Genomic DNA, 17,328 nt, shown 5'->3' with positions numbered 1-17,328 from the left:
AAGAAGTAGATGGATGGTACGAAGTAAAGGTTAATGGAAAAGTAGGCTATGTAGCAAAACAATATGTAAAAGTTTTAGAAGAAGAAAATAATAATAAACCACCAGTAGAAGAAGAAAAACCAACAGAAAGTAAAAAGGGAATAGTACAAGTAAAAAGTGAATTAAACCTTAGAAAAGGACCAGGAAGCAACTATGAAATAATAGGAAGCTTAAAGAATAATGAAAAGGTTGAAATCATAAAAGAAGTAGATGGATGGTACGAAGTAAAGGTTAATGGAAAAGTAGGCTATGTAGCAAAACAATATGTAAAAGTTTTAGAAGAAGAAAATAATAATAAACCAGTAGAAGAAGAAAAACCAACAGAAAGTAAAAAGGGAATAGTACAAGTAAAAAGTGCATTAAACCTTAGAAAAGGACCAGGAAGCAACTATGGAATAATAGGAACTTTAAGAAATAATGAAAAGGTTGAAATTATAAAAGAAGTAGATGTATGGTACGAAGTAAAGGTTAATGGAAAAGTAGGTTACGTGGCAAAACAGTATGTAAAGGTATTATAGAATTAATCCTTAAGAATAAAAGATTTGTTATAACCTTAAGATTTTGTTAATTATGAATTTTGTGGTAAAGTATAATTAAAAAGTGTCTATTTTGTAAAGAAAGGTGAGATACACATGGAAAAGGTTATTGCAAATGAATTAATTAATTTTCTGTATGAAAGTCCTACTGCTTTTCAAGCAGTAAAAAACGTAAAGGACACCTTAGAGTTTGAAGGCTTTAAAGAGTTAAAAGAAAATGATAGATGGAATATAGAGCTTGAAGGAAAATACTTTGTAACTAAAAATGATTCAGCTTTAATTGCTTTTGTAGTTGGAGTTGGAGATATTGCAGAGAGTGGTTTTAAAATAATAGGAGCCCATACTGATTCACCAGGTTTTAAAATAAAACCTAATCCAGAGATTGTTGTTGAAAATACTTATATTAAGTTAAATACAGAGGTCTATGGAGGACCAATATTAAGTACTTGGTTTGATAGACCACTAGCTTTAGCAGGAAGAGTAACATTAAGAAGTGAAAATCCTTTAAAGCCAGATAATAGATTAGTGAATATAAATAAACCAATTTTGATAATTCCAAATTTAGCTATTCATATGAATAGAGAAGTTAATGAGGGATACAAAATAAATAAACAAAAGGATACTCTGCCATTATTATCACTTGTTAATGAAAAATTAGAAAAGGGAAATTATTTAATTGAACTTTTATGTAAAGAGCTTTGTTGTAAAAAGGAAGAAATTCTTGATTTTGAATTATATCCATATGAATATGAAAAGGGTTCTTTAATTGGATTAAATGAGGAATTTATTTCTTCAGGAAGATTAGATGATTTATCTATGGTTCATGCTGGTATTAAAGCATTAATGGAATCAAAGGTATCAAAAGCTACTAATGTTATGGTTTGTTTTGATAATGAAGAAGTTGGAAGTTCTACTAAGCAGGGAGGAGATTCTGATTTCTTAAAAACTGTTTTAGAAAGAATAGTTTTAGCTTTAGGAAATGGAAGAGAAGATTTCTTTAGAGCTTTATCTGAGTCTTTTATGATTTCAGCAGATTTAGCTCATGCTATTCATCCTAACTTAGGAGAAAAACATGACCCTATAGTTAGACCAGTTTTAGGAAAGGGTCCTGTAATAAAAATTGCGGCTTCTCAAAGTTATACAAGTGATAGTGATTCAGCAGCAGTTTATGAAATGATATGCAAAAATGCAGGTGTAAATGTGCAAAAGTTTGTTAATAGATCAGATATGAGGGGTGGTTCAACTATAGGACCTATATCTTCAACTCATTTACCAATAAGGTCTGTTGATATGGGAACTCCAATTCTTGCAATGCACTCTATAAGAGAATTAGGTGCAACTAAAGACCATTTAGATTGTATAAAATCTTTCATAGAATTTTTTAACATATAAGAAAATATAATATTGTATTTTAAAAGGAGATGGTTTTCCATCTCCTTTTTTTAAATAGTATCGTCTTCTAACATATCTCCTTCAATATAGTCAAATTCACTATAAGATATATTATTACAAACAATATCATCTTCTACTGGGTTTGGTAGTTTAGTATGAGTTTTACCAGTTTTAGAATAAGAAACTAAATCATGTCCTTCAGGACTATAAAAGTCTCTATCTTTTGGAGGGTATTTTTTACTCATTTTAAATTCTCCTTTCAAAATTAAACTTTTATGATATTACTTAAAAATAGAGGGTAAATTTAATAAGTAAGGTTTTAGCTAAAGAATTTATTTTATAAATATTTTAGCTTAAAATTATTTTCTCCAAAATAATTTTACTTATTAGAATAAATTAAAAAAAATATTGGTAAATATGTTTTTTTATTTATAGGTTTTTATAATGTTGAAAAAATAAGTGCTATATTTTAGGATAATAGGGAAAGAATAAAATTATATATTAAAAAGTTGAAGGGAGTTAGCTGTGTTATATAAATTAATATGTATAGATATGGATGGAACATTACTAAATAATAATCATGAGATTAGTGAAAGAAATAAGAAGGCTATAAAAAAAGCTACTGAAAGAGGCGTTAAAGTAGCTATAACTACAGGAAGATTATTTGCTTCAGCTAAGTATTATGCAAAGCTTATAGGAGTAAAAACTCCAATAATTTCTTGTAATGGAGCTTTTATAAAGGAAAAAGATGAGGATAAAATAATTTATGAATCTGTTTTATCTTTAAAACAATTAAATAATATATATGATATTATTAAAAAATATGATATTAGCATGGTGTATTTTAATACAGCAGATACAGTTATATGTGAGAAGGATGTTCCAAAGGAGCATGGATATAAAATTATGAATGAAAGAGTTAGTAGTTCAGAGGAAAAGGTAAAGTTTATAGAAAATATAGATTTTAAAGAAGCTTTTAAAATTTATAAAAATCATATACTTAAAGCTATATGCATAGAAAATGATAAAAGCAAAGTTGAAAATCTTTTTAAAGCTAAGGAAGAATTAAAAACTTTTGATGATTTATATGTTGTAAGTTCATCAAGAAGTAATTTTGAAGTTATGAATAAGGGAACTTCTAAAGGGAGAGCTGTAGAGTTTCTAGCAAATAAATTAAATATAAAAAGAGAAGAGGTTATTTGCATTGGTGATAGTGAAAATGACCTTAGTATGATAGAAGTTGCAGGGCTTGGAGTTGCTATGGGAAATGCAGAAGAATCTATAAAAGAAGTTGCAGATTATATAACAGATACTAATGAAAATGATGGAGTAGCAAAGGTAATAGAAAGGTTCATATTATAATTTATAAATAAAAATAGGCTAATAAAACTTTATTAGCCTATTTTTATTTTATTCTTTCTTAGTTGTAGTTTTAGATTCTTCCTTTGTTACTGTTGAAGTGCCATTTTTAGTTGTTGTAGTTGTTGTAGTTGTGGTTACTACTGTTGTAACTACAGTAGTAACTGTAGAATCATCTGAAGGAGTTGCATCCTTTGATATAGCTGGTTTAAATGGCCACCAATTTGCTTTTCCAAAGATTTTAACCATAGCTGGTATAAATAATGGAAGAACAAATACAACATATAGAAGTATTCCTGTTAAAACAACTAAGGAAATTTCTATTAATGATAAAACACCAGATGGAAGTAAGGCTGCAAAGGTACCACTTAATATAATTACAGCAGATATAATTACACCACCCATGCTTTTCATTGTTCTTATTATACGTTCTTTTATAGAACCCTTAAGGTCTTGGTTAAATCTAGTCATTATAAATATTGAGTAATCTATTCCTAAGGCCATTAAGACAACAAAACCAAAAAATGATGTTATCCATGATATTCCTGGATATCCCATTATTTTAGTAACTACAAACTGTATTATACTTATTGAAGTAAAGTAAGTTAAAAGTAAGGATACCATTAAATATATTGGCATAGTTAAGGACCTTAATATTATAATTAGAGTAATGAATACTCCAATTATTACAAAGATTAAAGCCTTGTTATAATCTGAATCTGCCATTTTTTTAGTTTCATAAGTTGTACTAGCCATTCCTCCAATACCTATATTAGCATTTTCTAATTTTGTTCCTTTTAAACTATCCTTAATAAGGTTTTGAAATTCAGGAATCTCAGAAACTGCTTCATTAGAGTAAGGATTATTTTTAGTAATTACGTTTATAACTGATAATTTTCCATCAGAACTCATATATTGGTTTAAGGATTTTTTAAATTCATCATTACTGAAAACTTCAATAGGTACACAAACACCAGATACATTATAAGATAAGTTTGCCCAATCATTTATAAAGCCATTTGCATACTTTAATCCATTTTCAATTTCACTTAATCCTTTAGAACCTGCTTCAAGCCCATCAGATAGCTCGTTTATTTGTCCTGAAAACTCTTTAAATCCATCTTGAATTTTTGATTGACCATTAGAAATTTGATTTAAAGCATTTGATATTTCAGGAACTTTAGATAAAATTTCTTCTCCACCTTGTAAAGATTTTGAAAGACCATTATCTAAAGAATTTAATCCATTTTCAATTTCTGATATTCCAGAATTGAATTTTTCTAAGTCATTTATGACAGTATCTTTTTTACTGTTTAAAGTATTTATTAAGATTTTTAAAGCGCCTATACTTTCATTAATTGCTTTAATTTCATCTCCATTATTAAAGGTTCCTTGTAAGTTATTAGAGTTATCATCTAAGTCTTTAAGTTCTTTAGAGAATTTTTTGAAGTTTTCATCCTGTAAAATTTCTGGATGAGTTTTTGAATAATTATTTAAATGATTATTCAATGAGGAAATAGATTCCTTAATTTTACTAGTATCTACATTAACAGAACTTGGGTCTCCTGATAAGGAATTTATCTTATTTAGATTATTAAGAACATCATTAGCAGCATCAACTATGGTGTTATAATCTTCTTCAAGTTGTGTTTTGCTTAATTTTAAAGCACTAACTTTATCTAAAGCACCATCTATTGCATTTTTAAGTTCGGTAGCTCCATTATGTTCTTCACGAATACTTTCTACAAGCTCATTAAGGGCGTTTTGTAGTTCATTTACACCATTTTCTGTTTTTTCAGTTCCTTCTTGAAGTTTAGAAGTACCTTCTTCAGCTTCTTTTAACTTACCCTTAGAAGAATTTATTTTTTTGTCAGCTTCATTTAATCCTTCAGTAATTTTGTTTAATCCATTATTTGCTTTGTTTATACCTTTTGAAACCTCACTAGCTTGATCATTTACATAAATTTCATCAATACGAACTCCTGTAGGTCTTGTAACACTTAAAACAGATTTTATATCATCACTAGAATTTTGTAAATCATTAGATAATTTTTCTATAAGTGCTACATACTCTGGTTTTTTCATATCATCATCATTTTCTATGTATATTGATACAGGAGAAGCTTGTCCTATACCATAGTCATTAGCTATTATGTTAAATCCTTTTTTAGCAGGGTATGTATCTCCTATCTCATTTAAGTTATTAAAGGATTGATGAAAATTATTAAACATTATAGGAAGTATAAGTATTACAAATATACCTGTTAAAATAGGAACAGGTTTATTAAATGCTTTACCTGCAAGTTTAGCCCAAAGTTTATTTTCTTCTGCCTTAAAGCTTCCCTTTACAGGCCAAAAAATATTTTTCCCTAAAATAATCATAACAGCAGGGAATATAGTAAATAAGGCTGCAATTAAAAATAATATGCCAATTGCAACAGCAACAGCACTTCTGTATAAGTTAAATCCAATAAAGTTTAAGGAGGCAAAAACAACAAATACTGGGGTAGCACTAGATAAAACAGTTTTACCAGCAGTTTTAAATGTGGTTTTTACAGCATCTAATCTATTACTACCATTAGCTAATTCTTCTTTGAATCTATTTAGTAGTAGTATAGAGTAATCAGTTCCAATACCAAACATTATACATATCATAAATATCTGAGTGTAGTTTGAAAGTGGAAAGTTAAATTTAGATGCTAAAATAGCAACTACAGATTGTGCTCCTAAATAGCTTATGCCAACTGTAAGTAGGGGAATGAAGGGAGTTACTAAAGATTTAAATAGTAAAATAAGAACTATAAATATAAATATTACAGTTATTGTTTGAGTTTTATTTAATCCTTTTTGAGCAGCTACATTTACATCATTTTCAATAAGACTTTGACCTGTAACATAGGTTTCAACTCCAGGAGTTTTTAACTCTTCATTCAAAACTTTTTCTATATGGCTTACAGAAGCATTTTTAGGGTTTACAGTCATTAATGCCATTATGGTTTTCCCATTTTCTGAGTTAAGTTGATTTTTTAATTGAGGAGTATCAAAACTATCATTTATACTTTCGACATAGTCTATTTTTTCATTAGATTTTAATCTAGAAATTGTATCTTTTATATCTTTTAAATTCTCCTCTGTAAGCTTATTATCAGAATGGAATACCGCAATATAACTATCTTTATTATTAAACTTATTATCCGATTCTAAAATTTCAGATATTTTTGATGAATAATCATTAGGAAGTTGAATTCCTCCTTTTTCACTAACTAATTTAGAAAGAGAAGGAGAGGTAAGAAGTAAAAATCCTATGAGAATACACCAAATGATTAAAATAAAAAAGCTAAGCGGTTTATTAATCTTAATATTTTTTAATATATTACTTTTCATAAATTTCCCTCTTTCTTAGTTCTAACTTTAAGTATGAAGTATTTAATGAAAGTTTAGTTTTTAAAAAGGGTATTTAAGTTTTAATAATTAATTGACTATAATTTTATCATAGCATAAATTTAGTTTAAATATAAACTAAATTATGATTTGCAAAATAGAAAAAAACACATGATTTATTAAGAATTTTCTTAAAATCATGTGTTTCCTTTAAAATAAGCTATTAGTCGTCAGATTTACCAATACCTGAAAGAACTATTCCAGGGTTATGGTCTATAGCCCAAGAAATACCCCAATCATTTTGGAATATAAGTAGATTTCTATCTTTAAGGTCTTTTACCTTTTTAGTATCAGAAGTTAAATTTAAAGAATCTACATCTATATTTTCATTTTCAATCCATCTAACATATCTAAATGGAAGTCTTTCCATTTTTATATCAACATTATATTCATTTTTTAATCTATATTCTAAAACTTCAAATTGAAGAACACCAACAACACCTACTATGATTTCTTCCATACCTATATGCAATTCTTTAAATACCTGAATAGCCCCTTCTTGAGCTATTTGAGTAACTCCCTTTATAAATTGCTTTCTTTTCATAGTATCTACAGGTTTAACTCTAGCAAAGTGTTCTGGTGCAAAGGTAGGGATACCTTCAAATTTGAATTTTTTAGGGCTTAGGCATAAAGTATCTCCTATTGAGAATATACCAGGGTCAAAGACACCTATTATATCTCCAGCATAAGCTTCTTCTACAACTTCTCTATCCTGTGCTAAGAACTGTTGAGGCTGAGAAAGTTTAACCTTTTTACCACCTTGAACATGGAAAACATCTTTTCCTTTTTCAAATTTACCTGAACATATTCTCATAAAAGCAAGTCTATCTCTATGAGCTTTATTCATGTTAGCTTGTATTTTAAATACAAAAGCTGAGAATGGTTCTTTAATTGGGTCTATTTCCCCTATTGAAGAATTTCTTGGAAGTGGAGAGGTAGTTAATTTTAAGAAATCATTTAAAAATGGTTCAACACCAAAGTTTGTAAGAGCTGAACCAAAGAATACAGGAGTTAATTCACCTTTTCTAACTTTTTCTAAGTCAAATTCATCTCCAGCAATATCTAATAATTCCACATCTTCCATTAATTTATTATGTAAATCTTCTCCAAGAAGCTCCTTAAACTTAGGGTCTTCTAATTCACCAGTTATAGTTGTAACTTCACTTTGTCCATGATTTCCACCGTCAAATAAATGTATTGTATTTGTAGCTCTATCATAAACTCCTTTAAAGTTATTTCCACAACCTATTGGCCAATTCATAGGATAAGATTTAATTCCAAGTTCATTTTCAATATCTTCTAAAAGTTGGAATGGATCTTTAGTTTCTCTATCCATTTTATTTACAAAAGTAAATATAGGTATTTCTCTAAGAGAAGCAACTTGGAATAGCTTTCTTGTTTGGTCCTCAACCCCTTTAGCACCATCAATAACCATAACAGCTGAATCGGCAGCCATTAATGTTCTATAAGTATCTTCAGAGAAATCTTGGTGTCCTGGAGTATCTAGTATGTTTATACAATATCCACCGTAATTAAATTGCATAACAGATGAAGTAACTGAGATACCTCTTTGCTTTTCTATTTCCATCCAGTCAGATACTGCATGAGTTGCAGCTTTTCTAGCCTTTACAGAACCAGCCATTCTAATAGCTCCTCCATAAAGTAAGAATTTTTCTGTAAGAGTAGTTTTACCAGCATCTGGGTGAGAAATTATTGCAAAGGTTCTTCTTCTCTCTATTTCCTTAATTAAATCGCTCAATATAATTTCCTCCTTAATTTTTTATGTATATTAAAATATTAACTATTTTCCTTCATTAATGTATATAAAATATGAAAGATTAAGAAAATAATTCTTTTATCTCTTAAATAGCCTAGATTATTATATCATAAAATACTTATCAAATTAATAAATACTTTAAAATGAAAAGTAGGTCATATTTTTAATATGACCTACTTTTATTTAATTAGCATTTTTCTTCTTTAATTCCTTTATAGCTGGTATGGATTCTTTGTTAGATAATCCAATTATAGAAAGAATTTCTTTAGCTCTATCCTTTGTAGAACCTTCAATAGTTTTGTATTTAACATTTTCACTATCTAAAAATTGTTTTAGTGCATTATCAACGGCAGTTGCTGTTGATTCATCTTGCCATCTAACTCCATCTTGAGTGTATCCAAATTCTCTAGGAACAAAGAAGATATAGTCGTATTTTTGAAGATCTTTTAAGGCTAAGTGATAAAGGTCTTTTAAGATTTCAATCTCTTTAGTAGTTCTTTTTTTATCACCTAACATGAATCTTCCATATATGTACGGAACAAAGGTTGCATAATCTGTTAAAGCATAATCAAATTGATTTAAAGATTCCTCTAAACGAAGTTGACCTAAGTATATACCATATTGCTCAGAAATAGTTTCTATCATACCTTTTTCTTTAAGATATTCTGTACTATATTCAGTTGCAGCACCAACATTTAATCCTCTTATTTTAAATTCAACGTAAAGTTGTTGTATTAAAGTGGTTTTTCCACAGCGTGGTCCACCAAGTATTGCAATTCTAACTGGCATGTTAAACCCCCATTAAACTTATATATTTTAATAATTTAAGTTAGTTTATTTAATTAGTTCTTATTAAATAATAATTAAGTGACAAAATTCATTATATCAACATAGGGAAAGCATTTCAATGATTTAAAAACTTTTGGTTATTTACAAAAAATTAATATATTTTTTGTAAAATAAATAAAAAATCTTTGTTTTTTTAAATAATTTTAAAAAAAATAATCATATGATATAATCTTAAATGTGTATATGCAAAAATAGTGTATTAATAATAAATAAAACATGATTATATGTCAAAAAATTGTAAACAACTTACGAGAATATGAAAAAAATAATTAAGAGGTGAATCAATGTATAAGTTAGTAGCTATAGATATGGATGGTACTTTATTAAATAAAGATAAGAACATATCTGAAAAAACTAAAGAAGCAATAAAAAAAGCTAGAGAAAAAGATGTAAAAGTAGTTTTAGCAACAGGTAGACCTGTAGATGGAGTTAAGAAATATTTAAAAGAATTAGATTTATGTCATGAAGATGAGTATGTATTAACATTTAATGGTGCTATAGTAAAGGAAATAGGACCTAATAAAATAATATGTAGAGATACCTTAACTGGTGCTGATTTAAAACATTTATATGAAATTAGTAAAGAAGTTGGAGTTAATATTCATGCTTTTTCTAATTTTGGTTGTATAACTCCAAAGATAAATAAATATACAGAATTAGAAGGCAGTATAAATGAAATTGATATTCATGAAGTTAATTATGATGAAATTAAGGACGATGAAGAAATTATAAAAATAATGATGATAGATGAGCCAGAAATTTTAGAGGAAGCTATAAAAAAATTGCCTAAAGATTTATATGAGAAATATACAGTAGTAAGAAGTGCACCATACTTTTTAGAGTTTTTAAGTAAAACTTGTAATAAAGGAGAGGGAGTTAAGTCTTTAGTTGAAAATTTAGGTATTAAAAGAGAAGAAGTTATAGCAATAGGAGATGCTGGAAACGACTTACATATGATAGAGTATGCAGGCCTTGGAGTTGCTATGGGAAATGCCTTTGAAGAGGTAAAAGAAAAGGCTGATTTTATTACAAAAAGCAATGAAGAAGATGGAGTAGCTTTTGTATTTGAAAAATTTGTTTTATAAAATAAGTTTATTATAGAATAACTTTAAAAAGGATATTTATCAAAAAACTTTGATAAATATCCTTTTATTATTTATATTAGTTTGTAGCAGTTTCCTTTGATGGAATAAAGCTTGGTATTATAAAGGCTATTAATGCTGGTAAAACCCAACCAAAACCTTTAGAGTAAAGTGGTAAAATTGATACTATACTCTCTAGGCCAGGTATGTAGTTACCTAAAGTTATTAATATGCTAACAACTAATGTAACATATACAGTTAACTTATGTACTAGAGGGTTTTTGATTTTTTTATGGAATAAGTTTAATAGTATAAGAACTATTGTTACAGGATATATTATTCCAAGTAAAGTTGCTGATAAGGATATTATTTTATCTAATCCTATACTAGCAACTAATATACTTATTACAGTCATTAATAAAACATTGAATTTATATTTTAATTTTCCATTTGAAACTCTTTCAAAGAAACTTCCACCAGCAGAAAGTAAGCCTATAGAAGTTGTTAAACAAGCTAAAGCCATAGAAACGCCTATTAAAATAGCCCCGGCATGTCCTAAGATACTTTCAGCTATGAAAAGTAATAATTGGGAATTTGATAAATCTAAGGCTAAATCACCTGTATGTGCACCTAGGAATATTAATCCACCATATATTATAGCTAATCCACCTATTGCAATAATTGCAGCTTTAATAAGTAACTTAAAGCTATCTTTACCCTTATATCCTTTAGCTTTTATAGAACCTAATATTATTGAAGAGAATATTACAGCTGCAATAGCATCCATAGTTTGATATCCTTCAAGTAAAGAAGTTGAAAAAGCATCAGGAGTATAAGAATTTGTTAAAGAAGATATTGGGCTAATAACACCTTTAGCAATTAAGAAGAATAATATAGCTAATAAAACTGGTGTTAAAAATTTACCTAATACATCTATCACCTTTGAAGGTTTTAAAACAAATATTAAGTTTACTAAGAAATAAACAACTATTATTACAAAGTAGTTTATATTTTCAAAGTTAGGAGCAAAAGCTAACTCAAAAGTAGTAGCTGCTGTTCTAGGAATAGCTAATAATGGTCCTATAAGTATAAATAATGCTATTGAATATATTAATGAGAACTTTTTCCCAACTTTATCTCCAAATAATTCAAATTTACCGTTAACTCTTATTGAAGATAAAATTCCTAGTAAAGGAACTCCAACTCCAGTTACAATAAAACCTATAATTCCTAAATAATAATCAGCTCCTAAATTTCTTCCTAATAAAGGAGGGAAGATTAGGTTACCTGCTCCTAGAAACATCGAGAATAGCGCAAAGCCGATTACTAAAAAATCTGATCTTTTGTGATTCATAATATACACCCCATCTTTCTTTTCTAATCAAATTATAATTAAATTTAAATAATTTCTGAATTATTCAAAAAACTATATAATTTGATTTTAGTTTTTTATATAATGTTTTTAATATTCCATTTAAAAGTTATAATACTATATTATCATAATGTTAAGAAAAATCAATAAAAATATTTTATATATAAAGCCATAGAAATATAAAATTGATAATTTAATAAAAAAATGGTGTAAATATTAAATTATTGTTAATTAATGATAAGTATAAAAATTCAAAAACTTTGTATATAATATATATGAAGGTAAAATAATCTTGACTAAAAAATAAAAAATGTTAAAATAGCATTAAAGTTTAATATAAAATTTCTGTGAAAAGAAGTAGTAAATTTAAAACAGGCTTTAAGAGAGTCATACATTTTGCTGTGAGTATGGTAGTTATGTTTAAATTGAATGGATCTTTGAGATGTTTAGAGGAAATTTAGTATTCTAAACCGTATTCTTACGTTACAAGAAAGAGATACAGAAAAGTTTTCTGTAATAATAGGTGGTACCGCGATATATTCGTCCTATAAGTTTTTACTTATAGGACTTTTTTATTTTAAAAATTATTTAAGTATAATAGATAAATTAATTATAGGAGGTGAAGATTTGATGTTTTTTAACATCAAATAAGATATGGAAGAAAAGAAAAAAATTATTTTTAGTGGAATACAACCTTCAGGAGATTTAACTTTAGGAAATTATTTAGGGGCTATAAAGAATTGGACTAAATTACAAGAGGAGTATGATTGCTATTTTTGCGTTGTTGATTTACATGCTATAACAGTAAAACAATTACCAAAGGATTTAAGAAGAAGAACTTTAGAAGTTTTAGCTATATATATAGCAGCTGGAATTGATACAGAGAAGAATACTTTATTTATACAATCTCATGTTCCAGCACACTCAGAAGCTGCTTGGCTTTTAACTTGTAATTCTTATATGGGTGAGTTAAGTAGAATGACTCAATATAAAGATAAATCTAAAAAAATGGGAGATTCAATTGGTGCTGGATTATTTGTATATCCTGTGCTAATGGCTGCTGATATACTTTTATATAACACAGATTTAGTTCCAGTTGGAAAAGACCAAATGCAACATTTAGAGCTTGCTAGAGATATTGCAACTAGATTTAATAACACATATAGTGAAACCTTTACTATACCAGAAGGATACATTCCAAAAGAGGGGGCAAAGATAATGAACTTACAAGACCCTCTTAAGAAAATGTCAAAATCAGATTCAAATCAAAATAGTTTTATTTTAATGATGGATGAACCAAATGTTATAAGAAAGAAAATTGCAAGAGCAGTTACAGATAGTATTGGAGTTGTAAATTATACTGACGAACAACCAGGAGTTAAAAATTTAATAAACATTCTTTGTGCAATAAAGGGATATACACCTGATGAAGTTGTGAAATTTTATGAAGGAAAAGGATATGCTGAATTTAAGGAAGATGTTGCTAAGGCTATAATTGATGAATTAGAACCTATACAAAAAAGAGCTAAGGCTTTATTAGAAGATAAAAAAGCTTTAGAGGAGATATATAAATCAGGAGCAGAAAAAGCAAACTATTTAGCAAGAAAAACTTTAAGAAAAATGCAAAAGAAAATTGGATTAATACCAAGATAAAGTGAAAATTCTCTCTATAATATAAAAATTTATTATAGAGAGAATTTTTTTGCAGTTTTATTTCCTTTAATTTCAAGTAATGATATAATAAAGAAAAATTAATAAAGTGTTAATTTAAGTTGGTGGTATAAAAAGAGAAAATATGGTTGTTAGATTTATTGTATTTATTTTAATATTAATAATATTAATTATTTATAGAAGAAATAAATTAAAAGAACTTAACTTAGAAAAAAAGAAAAATGATTCTAAGATATTCTATTTATCATCTTATAATAAAATATCTAAAGTAATACTAATAATTTTTTCTATTAGCATTATATTTGAATCTTTAACTATGAGTTTTGAAAGTTATTCCTCTATAGTTTGGGGAGAATTGATGGTTATTTTTTACATTATAGTTTTTATATATACAACAAAGGAAAGTTTAAAGGATACTATTATTTTAGGAGAGGATTATATTTGTATTTTTCTTAATAAAGAAGAAAAAATAAATTTTAAAGAAATTAAGAATATAGATATAAACAATACTTCTAATAATTATGTTTATTTAATGAGTTTATTTTTAAATGATGGAAGGGAATATAAATTAAAGGGAAGAGATAAATACGAGATGAATAAGATTGTAAAAATAATAAAAGGAAAGATAAGAGTTGTTTAAGTAAATAAAATTTTTATTATATTTATTTTTCATTAAGCAGTATATTTTATAAAAATTTTTATGGTATTAAAAAGGAGGGGGATTTCTTTATGCCACCAATAAGTTTATTAATAAAACCAGCTTCAAGTAGTTGTAATTTAAAGTGTAAATATTGCTTTTACAATTCTTTAAGCAGTAAAAGAGAAACTTATAATTATGGAGTAATGAAGGAAGAAATTTTAGAGAGTATTGTAAAAAGAGTTTTAGATGAAGCTACTTCACATTGTAATTTTGCTTTTCAAGGAGGAGAACCTACTTTAGCAGGATTAGAGTTTTTTAAAAAGTTGATTTTTTTTCAAAAAAAATATAATTATAAAAATTTAAATATATATAATAGTTTACAAACAAATGGTATTTTAATAGATAAAAATTGGGCTAAATTTTTAAAAGAAAATAATTTTTTAGTTGGCTTATCCTTAGATGGACCTAAGGATATACATAATTTAAATAGAAAGGATTATAATCTTTTAGATACTTTTAGCAAGGTAGAAAAAACAGCAGAACTTTTAAAAAAAGAAAAGGTTGAATTTAATATATTATCTGTTGTAACTTCTAGTACATCAAAGGAAGTTAAAAAAATTTATAACTATTTTAAAAGAAAAGATTTCAAATTTATTCAGTTTATAAATTGTTTAGACCCTATATATGAGGAGCGAGGAAAAAATAAGTACTCTTTAGAACCTGAGGAGTATAGTGATTTTTTAAAAAACTTATTTGATATTTGGTATGAAGACTTTTTAAAGGGAGATAAAATAAGCATTAGATATTTTGATTCTCTTTTAGAGAAGATTTTATTTGGAAAATCATCTTCTTGTGGAATGAATGGAACATGTACTTGTCAATTTGTCATAGAAAGTGATGGAAGTGTTTATCCTTGTGATTTTTATGTTTTAGATAATTGGAAACTTGGAAATATAAAAGATATTTCTATGAAAGAAATATTTGAAAGTACTAAGAATATGGAGTTTATAAAAAAATCTTTTAAGGTTGAAGAGGAGTGTAAGAAATGCAAGTGGTTTTCTCTTTGTAGTGGAGGCTGTAGAAGAGATAGAGATATAAAAGAAAATTCTCCTTTAGCACTAAACTATTATTGTGAAAGTTATAAAGAATTTTTTGAGTATGCCTTTCCTAGACTTCTTTTTATTGCAAGAAGTCTTAAATAATACGGCATGGTTTATTAACATGGACTTAACCTTATCATAATTTCTTTTTAACATTGAGAATATACTATAAAAATGTACTCAAAATAATAAGTTATAAATTTTTGGAGGAATTTTAAAAATGTTTAAAAAGAGATTAATAGCAATTATAGGTACTTTATTTATAGGTTCTTTCGCAATGGTTGGATGTGGTTCTTCAGGTGCTGAAGCACAAGGAGGAAGTGAGGCAGTTAGTATTTCTGGTTCAACTTCAGTAGGGCCTGTTATAGAAGCAGAAGCGGAAGCATTTAAGACTAAAGTTCCAGAGGTTAATATAGAAGTAAATCAAGTTGGTTCCTCAGCAGGAATTAAAAATGCTATTGATGGAGTTTCAGAAATAGGAATGGCTTCTCGTGACCTTAAGGATGAAGAAAAGCAAGCAGGTCTTAATGAAGTTGAAATTGCCTATGATGGTATAGCTCTAATAACTAATAAAAATAATCCAGTAAAGGATTTAACTATGCAACAAATAAAGGATATATATACAGGGAAAATAACAAATTGGAAAGAGGTTGGAGGAAATGATGCTCCTATAGTTGTTGTTTCTAGAGAAGATGGTTCAGGAACAAGAGATGCTTTTCAAGAGATTGTTGGGTTTACAGCAGAAGAATTAACTGTTGATTCTCAAATATCAGATGGTTCAGGGAATATAAAATCCTTAGTAGAAGGAAATGATAATGCTATAGGATATATATCTTTTAGTTATGTTGATGATAGTGTAAGCTCATTAAAGGTTGATGGTGTTGAAGCTACTCCTGATAATGTTTTAAATAAATCTTATAAAGTTTCAAGACCGTTCTTATTAGTATATAAAGAAGACAATATAACAAAACCAGGAAAAGAGTTTATAGATTTCATATTAAGTGAAGAGGGACAAGATATAGTTTCTAATGAACACTTAATAAAAGTAAAATAGTTCGCTTATATATTTAATATACATTTAATCCTAGGAAGAATTTAAAGTATTCCTAGGATTTTTTTCCTTTTGTTTTACATAGATTTAACATAAAACTAATATTAACTTAACTTAAGGAAAATAACATTAGTCTTGTAAGCGAAATAAAAAATAAAAATAAAAAATGTATATTAAATTGTATAAGCGGAGGAAAAAATGAATAAGAGAAGGATAATAGTTGCTTTAAGTGGGATTTTAACTATTGGAGTTCTATTAACAGGATGTGGAGGGTCTAGAGCTAATATAATAAAAATTTCAGGCTCAAGTTCTGTAGGTCCTTTAATAGAATCAGAAGCAGAAGTCTTTGAAGAAGTGGAGATGCCAGAAGTTACTGTTGAAGTAAATCAATTAGGTTCATCAGCAGGAATTAAAGATGCTATAAATGGTACTGTAGAAATAGGAATTTCTTCAAGAGACTTAAAGGAGAAAGAACTAGAAACAGGTATTTCTGAAAAAGCTATTGCTTATGATGGGATGGCTGTAATTATAAATAAGGAAAATCCAGTTAAAAACCTTACTATGGAGCAAGTTAAGGATATATATACAGGGAAAATAACAAATTGGAAAGATGTTGGAGGAGAAGATAGTGAGATAGTTTTAGTTTCTAGAGAAGATGGTTCAGGAACAAGGGATGCTTTTCAAGAAATTGTTGGATTTGATTCAGAGGAGTTAAGCCCAAAAGCTCAAATCTCTGATGGTTCTGGAAGTATAAAGACTATGGTTTCAGGAAATAAAAATGCTATTGGATATATATCTTTTAGTTATGTAGATGATTCTGTTAAAGCTGTAGAAATAGATGGAGTAGAGCCAAATTCAAAAAATGTAAAAGATAAAGCATACAAGTTATCAAGAGCTTTCTTACTTGTTTACAAAGAAGAAAATTTAAATGATAATTCAAAGAAATTTATAGATTTTATAATGAGTAAAGAAGGACAAGACATAGTCGAAGAAGAGGGATTAATAAGTGTAAACTAGGT

General features: G+C 27.4%; 14 protein-coding genes and 1 other annotated feature. Of the genes, 9 read left to right on the top strand and 5 right to left on the bottom strand.

All coding sequences use genetic code 11. From position 1 onward, the window contains the following. Positions 1-557: SH3 domain-containing protein (locus tag AC4FQV_RS08095; protein ID WP_491165289.1), on the top strand; the 557-nt coding region annotated here is incomplete at its 5' end. Between the two features lie 108 nt (positions 558-665). After that, positions 666-1,967: a M18 family aminopeptidase gene (locus AC4FQV_RS08090; protein ID WP_491165301.1), complete on the top strand. Its 1,302-nt coding sequence runs from the start codon at positions 666-668 to the stop codon at positions 1,965-1,967. 50 nt (positions 1,968-2,017) lie between these two features. On the opposite strand, the gene AC4FQV_RS08085 is transcribed toward AC4FQV_RS08090, so the two are convergent. Further along, positions 2,018-2,212, bottom strand: coding sequence for a hypothetical protein (locus AC4FQV_RS08085; protein ID WP_491137902.1), 195 nt, complete (start codon positions 2,210-2,212; stop codon positions 2,018-2,020). Between the two features lie 280 nt (positions 2,213-2,492). On the opposite strand from AC4FQV_RS08085, the gene AC4FQV_RS08080 reads away from it, so the two are divergent. Beyond that, entirely contained in the window at positions 2,493-3,329 is an 837-nt protein-coding gene (locus AC4FQV_RS08080) for a Cof-type HAD-IIB family hydrolase (RefSeq protein ID WP_491137903.1), read from the top strand. 48 nt (positions 3,330-3,377) lie between these two features. Here AC4FQV_RS08080 and AC4FQV_RS08075 read toward each other — a convergent pair whose 3' ends face one another. The 3 genes from AC4FQV_RS08075 to AC4FQV_RS08065 all read right to left on the bottom strand — a co-directional run bounded on the left by AC4FQV_RS08075 (position 3,378) and on the right by AC4FQV_RS08065 (position 9,333). Continuing rightward, positions 3,378-6,710, bottom strand: coding sequence for an efflux RND transporter permease subunit (locus tag AC4FQV_RS08075; RefSeq protein WP_491137904.1), 3,333 nt, complete (start codon positions 6,708-6,710; stop codon positions 3,378-3,380). A gap of 220 nt (positions 6,711-6,930) precedes the next feature. Next, positions 6,931-8,526, bottom strand: coding sequence for a peptide chain release factor 3 (locus AC4FQV_RS08070; protein ID WP_491137905.1), 1,596 nt, complete (start codon positions 8,524-8,526; stop codon positions 6,931-6,933). Positions 8,527-8,727: 201 nt separating this feature from the next. Continuing rightward, positions 8,728-9,333, bottom strand: coding sequence for an AAA family ATPase (locus tag AC4FQV_RS08065; protein ID WP_491137906.1), 606 nt, complete (start codon positions 9,331-9,333; stop codon positions 8,728-8,730). Between the two features lie 344 nt (positions 9,334-9,677). Between AC4FQV_RS08065 and yidA the strand changes: the two genes are divergently transcribed. Beyond that, positions 9,678-10,478: a sugar-phosphatase gene (gene yidA, locus AC4FQV_RS08060; RefSeq protein WP_491165288.1), complete on the top strand. Its 801-nt coding sequence runs from the start codon at positions 9,678-9,680 to the stop codon at positions 10,476-10,478. A 76-nt stretch (positions 10,479-10,554) separates the two neighbouring features. Here yidA and brnQ read toward each other — a convergent pair whose 3' ends face one another. Next, on the bottom strand, positions 10,555-11,829 hold the full coding sequence (brnQ, locus tag AC4FQV_RS08055) for a branched-chain amino acid transport system II carrier protein (RefSeq protein WP_491137908.1): 1,275 nt from the start codon (positions 11,827-11,829) through the stop codon (positions 10,555-10,557). 356 nt (positions 11,830-12,185) lie between these two features. Next, positions 12,186-12,398 (top strand) — a binding site (T-box leader). Positions 12,399-12,501: 103 nt separating this feature from the next. Between brnQ and trpS the strand changes: the two genes are divergently transcribed. The 5 genes from trpS to AC4FQV_RS08030 all read left to right on the top strand — a co-directional run bounded on the left by trpS (position 12,502) and on the right by AC4FQV_RS08030 (position 17,326). After that, entirely contained in the window at positions 12,502-13,500 is a 999-nt protein-coding gene (trpS, locus tag AC4FQV_RS08050) for a tryptophan--tRNA ligase (RefSeq protein ID WP_491137909.1), read from the top strand. A 142-nt stretch (positions 13,501-13,642) separates the two neighbouring features. Next, positions 13,643-14,158, top strand: coding sequence for a hypothetical protein (locus AC4FQV_RS08045; protein WP_491165287.1), 516 nt, complete (start codon positions 13,643-13,645; stop codon positions 14,156-14,158). Positions 14,159-14,247: 89 nt separating this feature from the next. Beyond that, positions 14,248-15,360, top strand: coding sequence for an anaerobic sulfatase maturase (locus AC4FQV_RS08040; RefSeq protein WP_491165286.1), 1,113 nt, complete (start codon positions 14,248-14,250; stop codon positions 15,358-15,360). 118 nt (positions 15,361-15,478) lie between these two features. Further along, on the top strand, positions 15,479-16,312 hold the full coding sequence (locus tag AC4FQV_RS08035; RefSeq protein WP_491137914.1) for a phosphate ABC transporter substrate-binding protein: 834 nt from the start codon (positions 15,479-15,481) through the stop codon (positions 16,310-16,312). A gap of 195 nt (positions 16,313-16,507) precedes the next feature. Beyond that, positions 16,508-17,326 carry a phosphate ABC transporter substrate-binding protein gene (locus tag AC4FQV_RS08030; protein ID WP_491137916.1) on the top strand — a complete coding sequence of 273 codons (819 nt, stop codon included), beginning with the start codon at positions 16,508-16,510 and terminating at the stop codon, positions 17,324-17,326. Positions 17,327-17,328 lie beyond the last annotated feature (2 nt).

The organism is Clostridium sp. TJA038 (assembly GCF_058310255.1).
This window is presented reverse-complemented; position numbering and strand designations above follow the sequence as displayed.

Coding starts and splice junctions, on each gene's coding strand:
- AC4FQV_RS08085 (WP_491137902.1), bottom strand. CDS start 2,212: ATGAGTAAAAAATACCCTCCAAAAGATAGAGACTTTTATAGTCCTGAA.
- AC4FQV_RS08075 (WP_491137904.1), bottom strand. CDS start 6,710: ATGAAAAGTAATATATTAAAAAATATTAAGATTAATAAACCGCTTAGC.
- AC4FQV_RS08065 (WP_491137906.1), bottom strand. CDS start 9,333: ATGCCAGTTAGAATTGCAATACTTGGTGGACCACGCTGTGGAAAAACC.
- yidA (WP_491165288.1), top strand. CDS start 9,678: ATGTATAAGTTAGTAGCTATAGATATGGATGGTACTTTATTAAATAAA.
- brnQ (WP_491137908.1), bottom strand. CDS start 11,829: ATGAATCACAAAAGATCAGATTTTTTAGTAATCGGCTTTGCGCTATTC.
- trpS (WP_491137909.1), top strand. CDS start 12,502: ATGGAAGAAAAGAAAAAAATTATTTTTAGTGGAATACAACCTTCAGGA.
- AC4FQV_RS08045 (WP_491165287.1), top strand. CDS start 13,643: ATGGTTGTTAGATTTATTGTATTTATTTTAATATTAATAATATTAATT.
- AC4FQV_RS08040 (WP_491165286.1), top strand. CDS start 14,248: ATGCCACCAATAAGTTTATTAATAAAACCAGCTTCAAGTAGTTGTAAT.
- AC4FQV_RS08035 (WP_491137914.1), top strand. CDS start 15,479: ATGTTTAAAAAGAGATTAATAGCAATTATAGGTACTTTATTTATAGGT.
- AC4FQV_RS08030 (WP_491137916.1), top strand. CDS start 16,508: ATGAATAAGAGAAGGATAATAGTTGCTTTAAGTGGGATTTTAACTATT.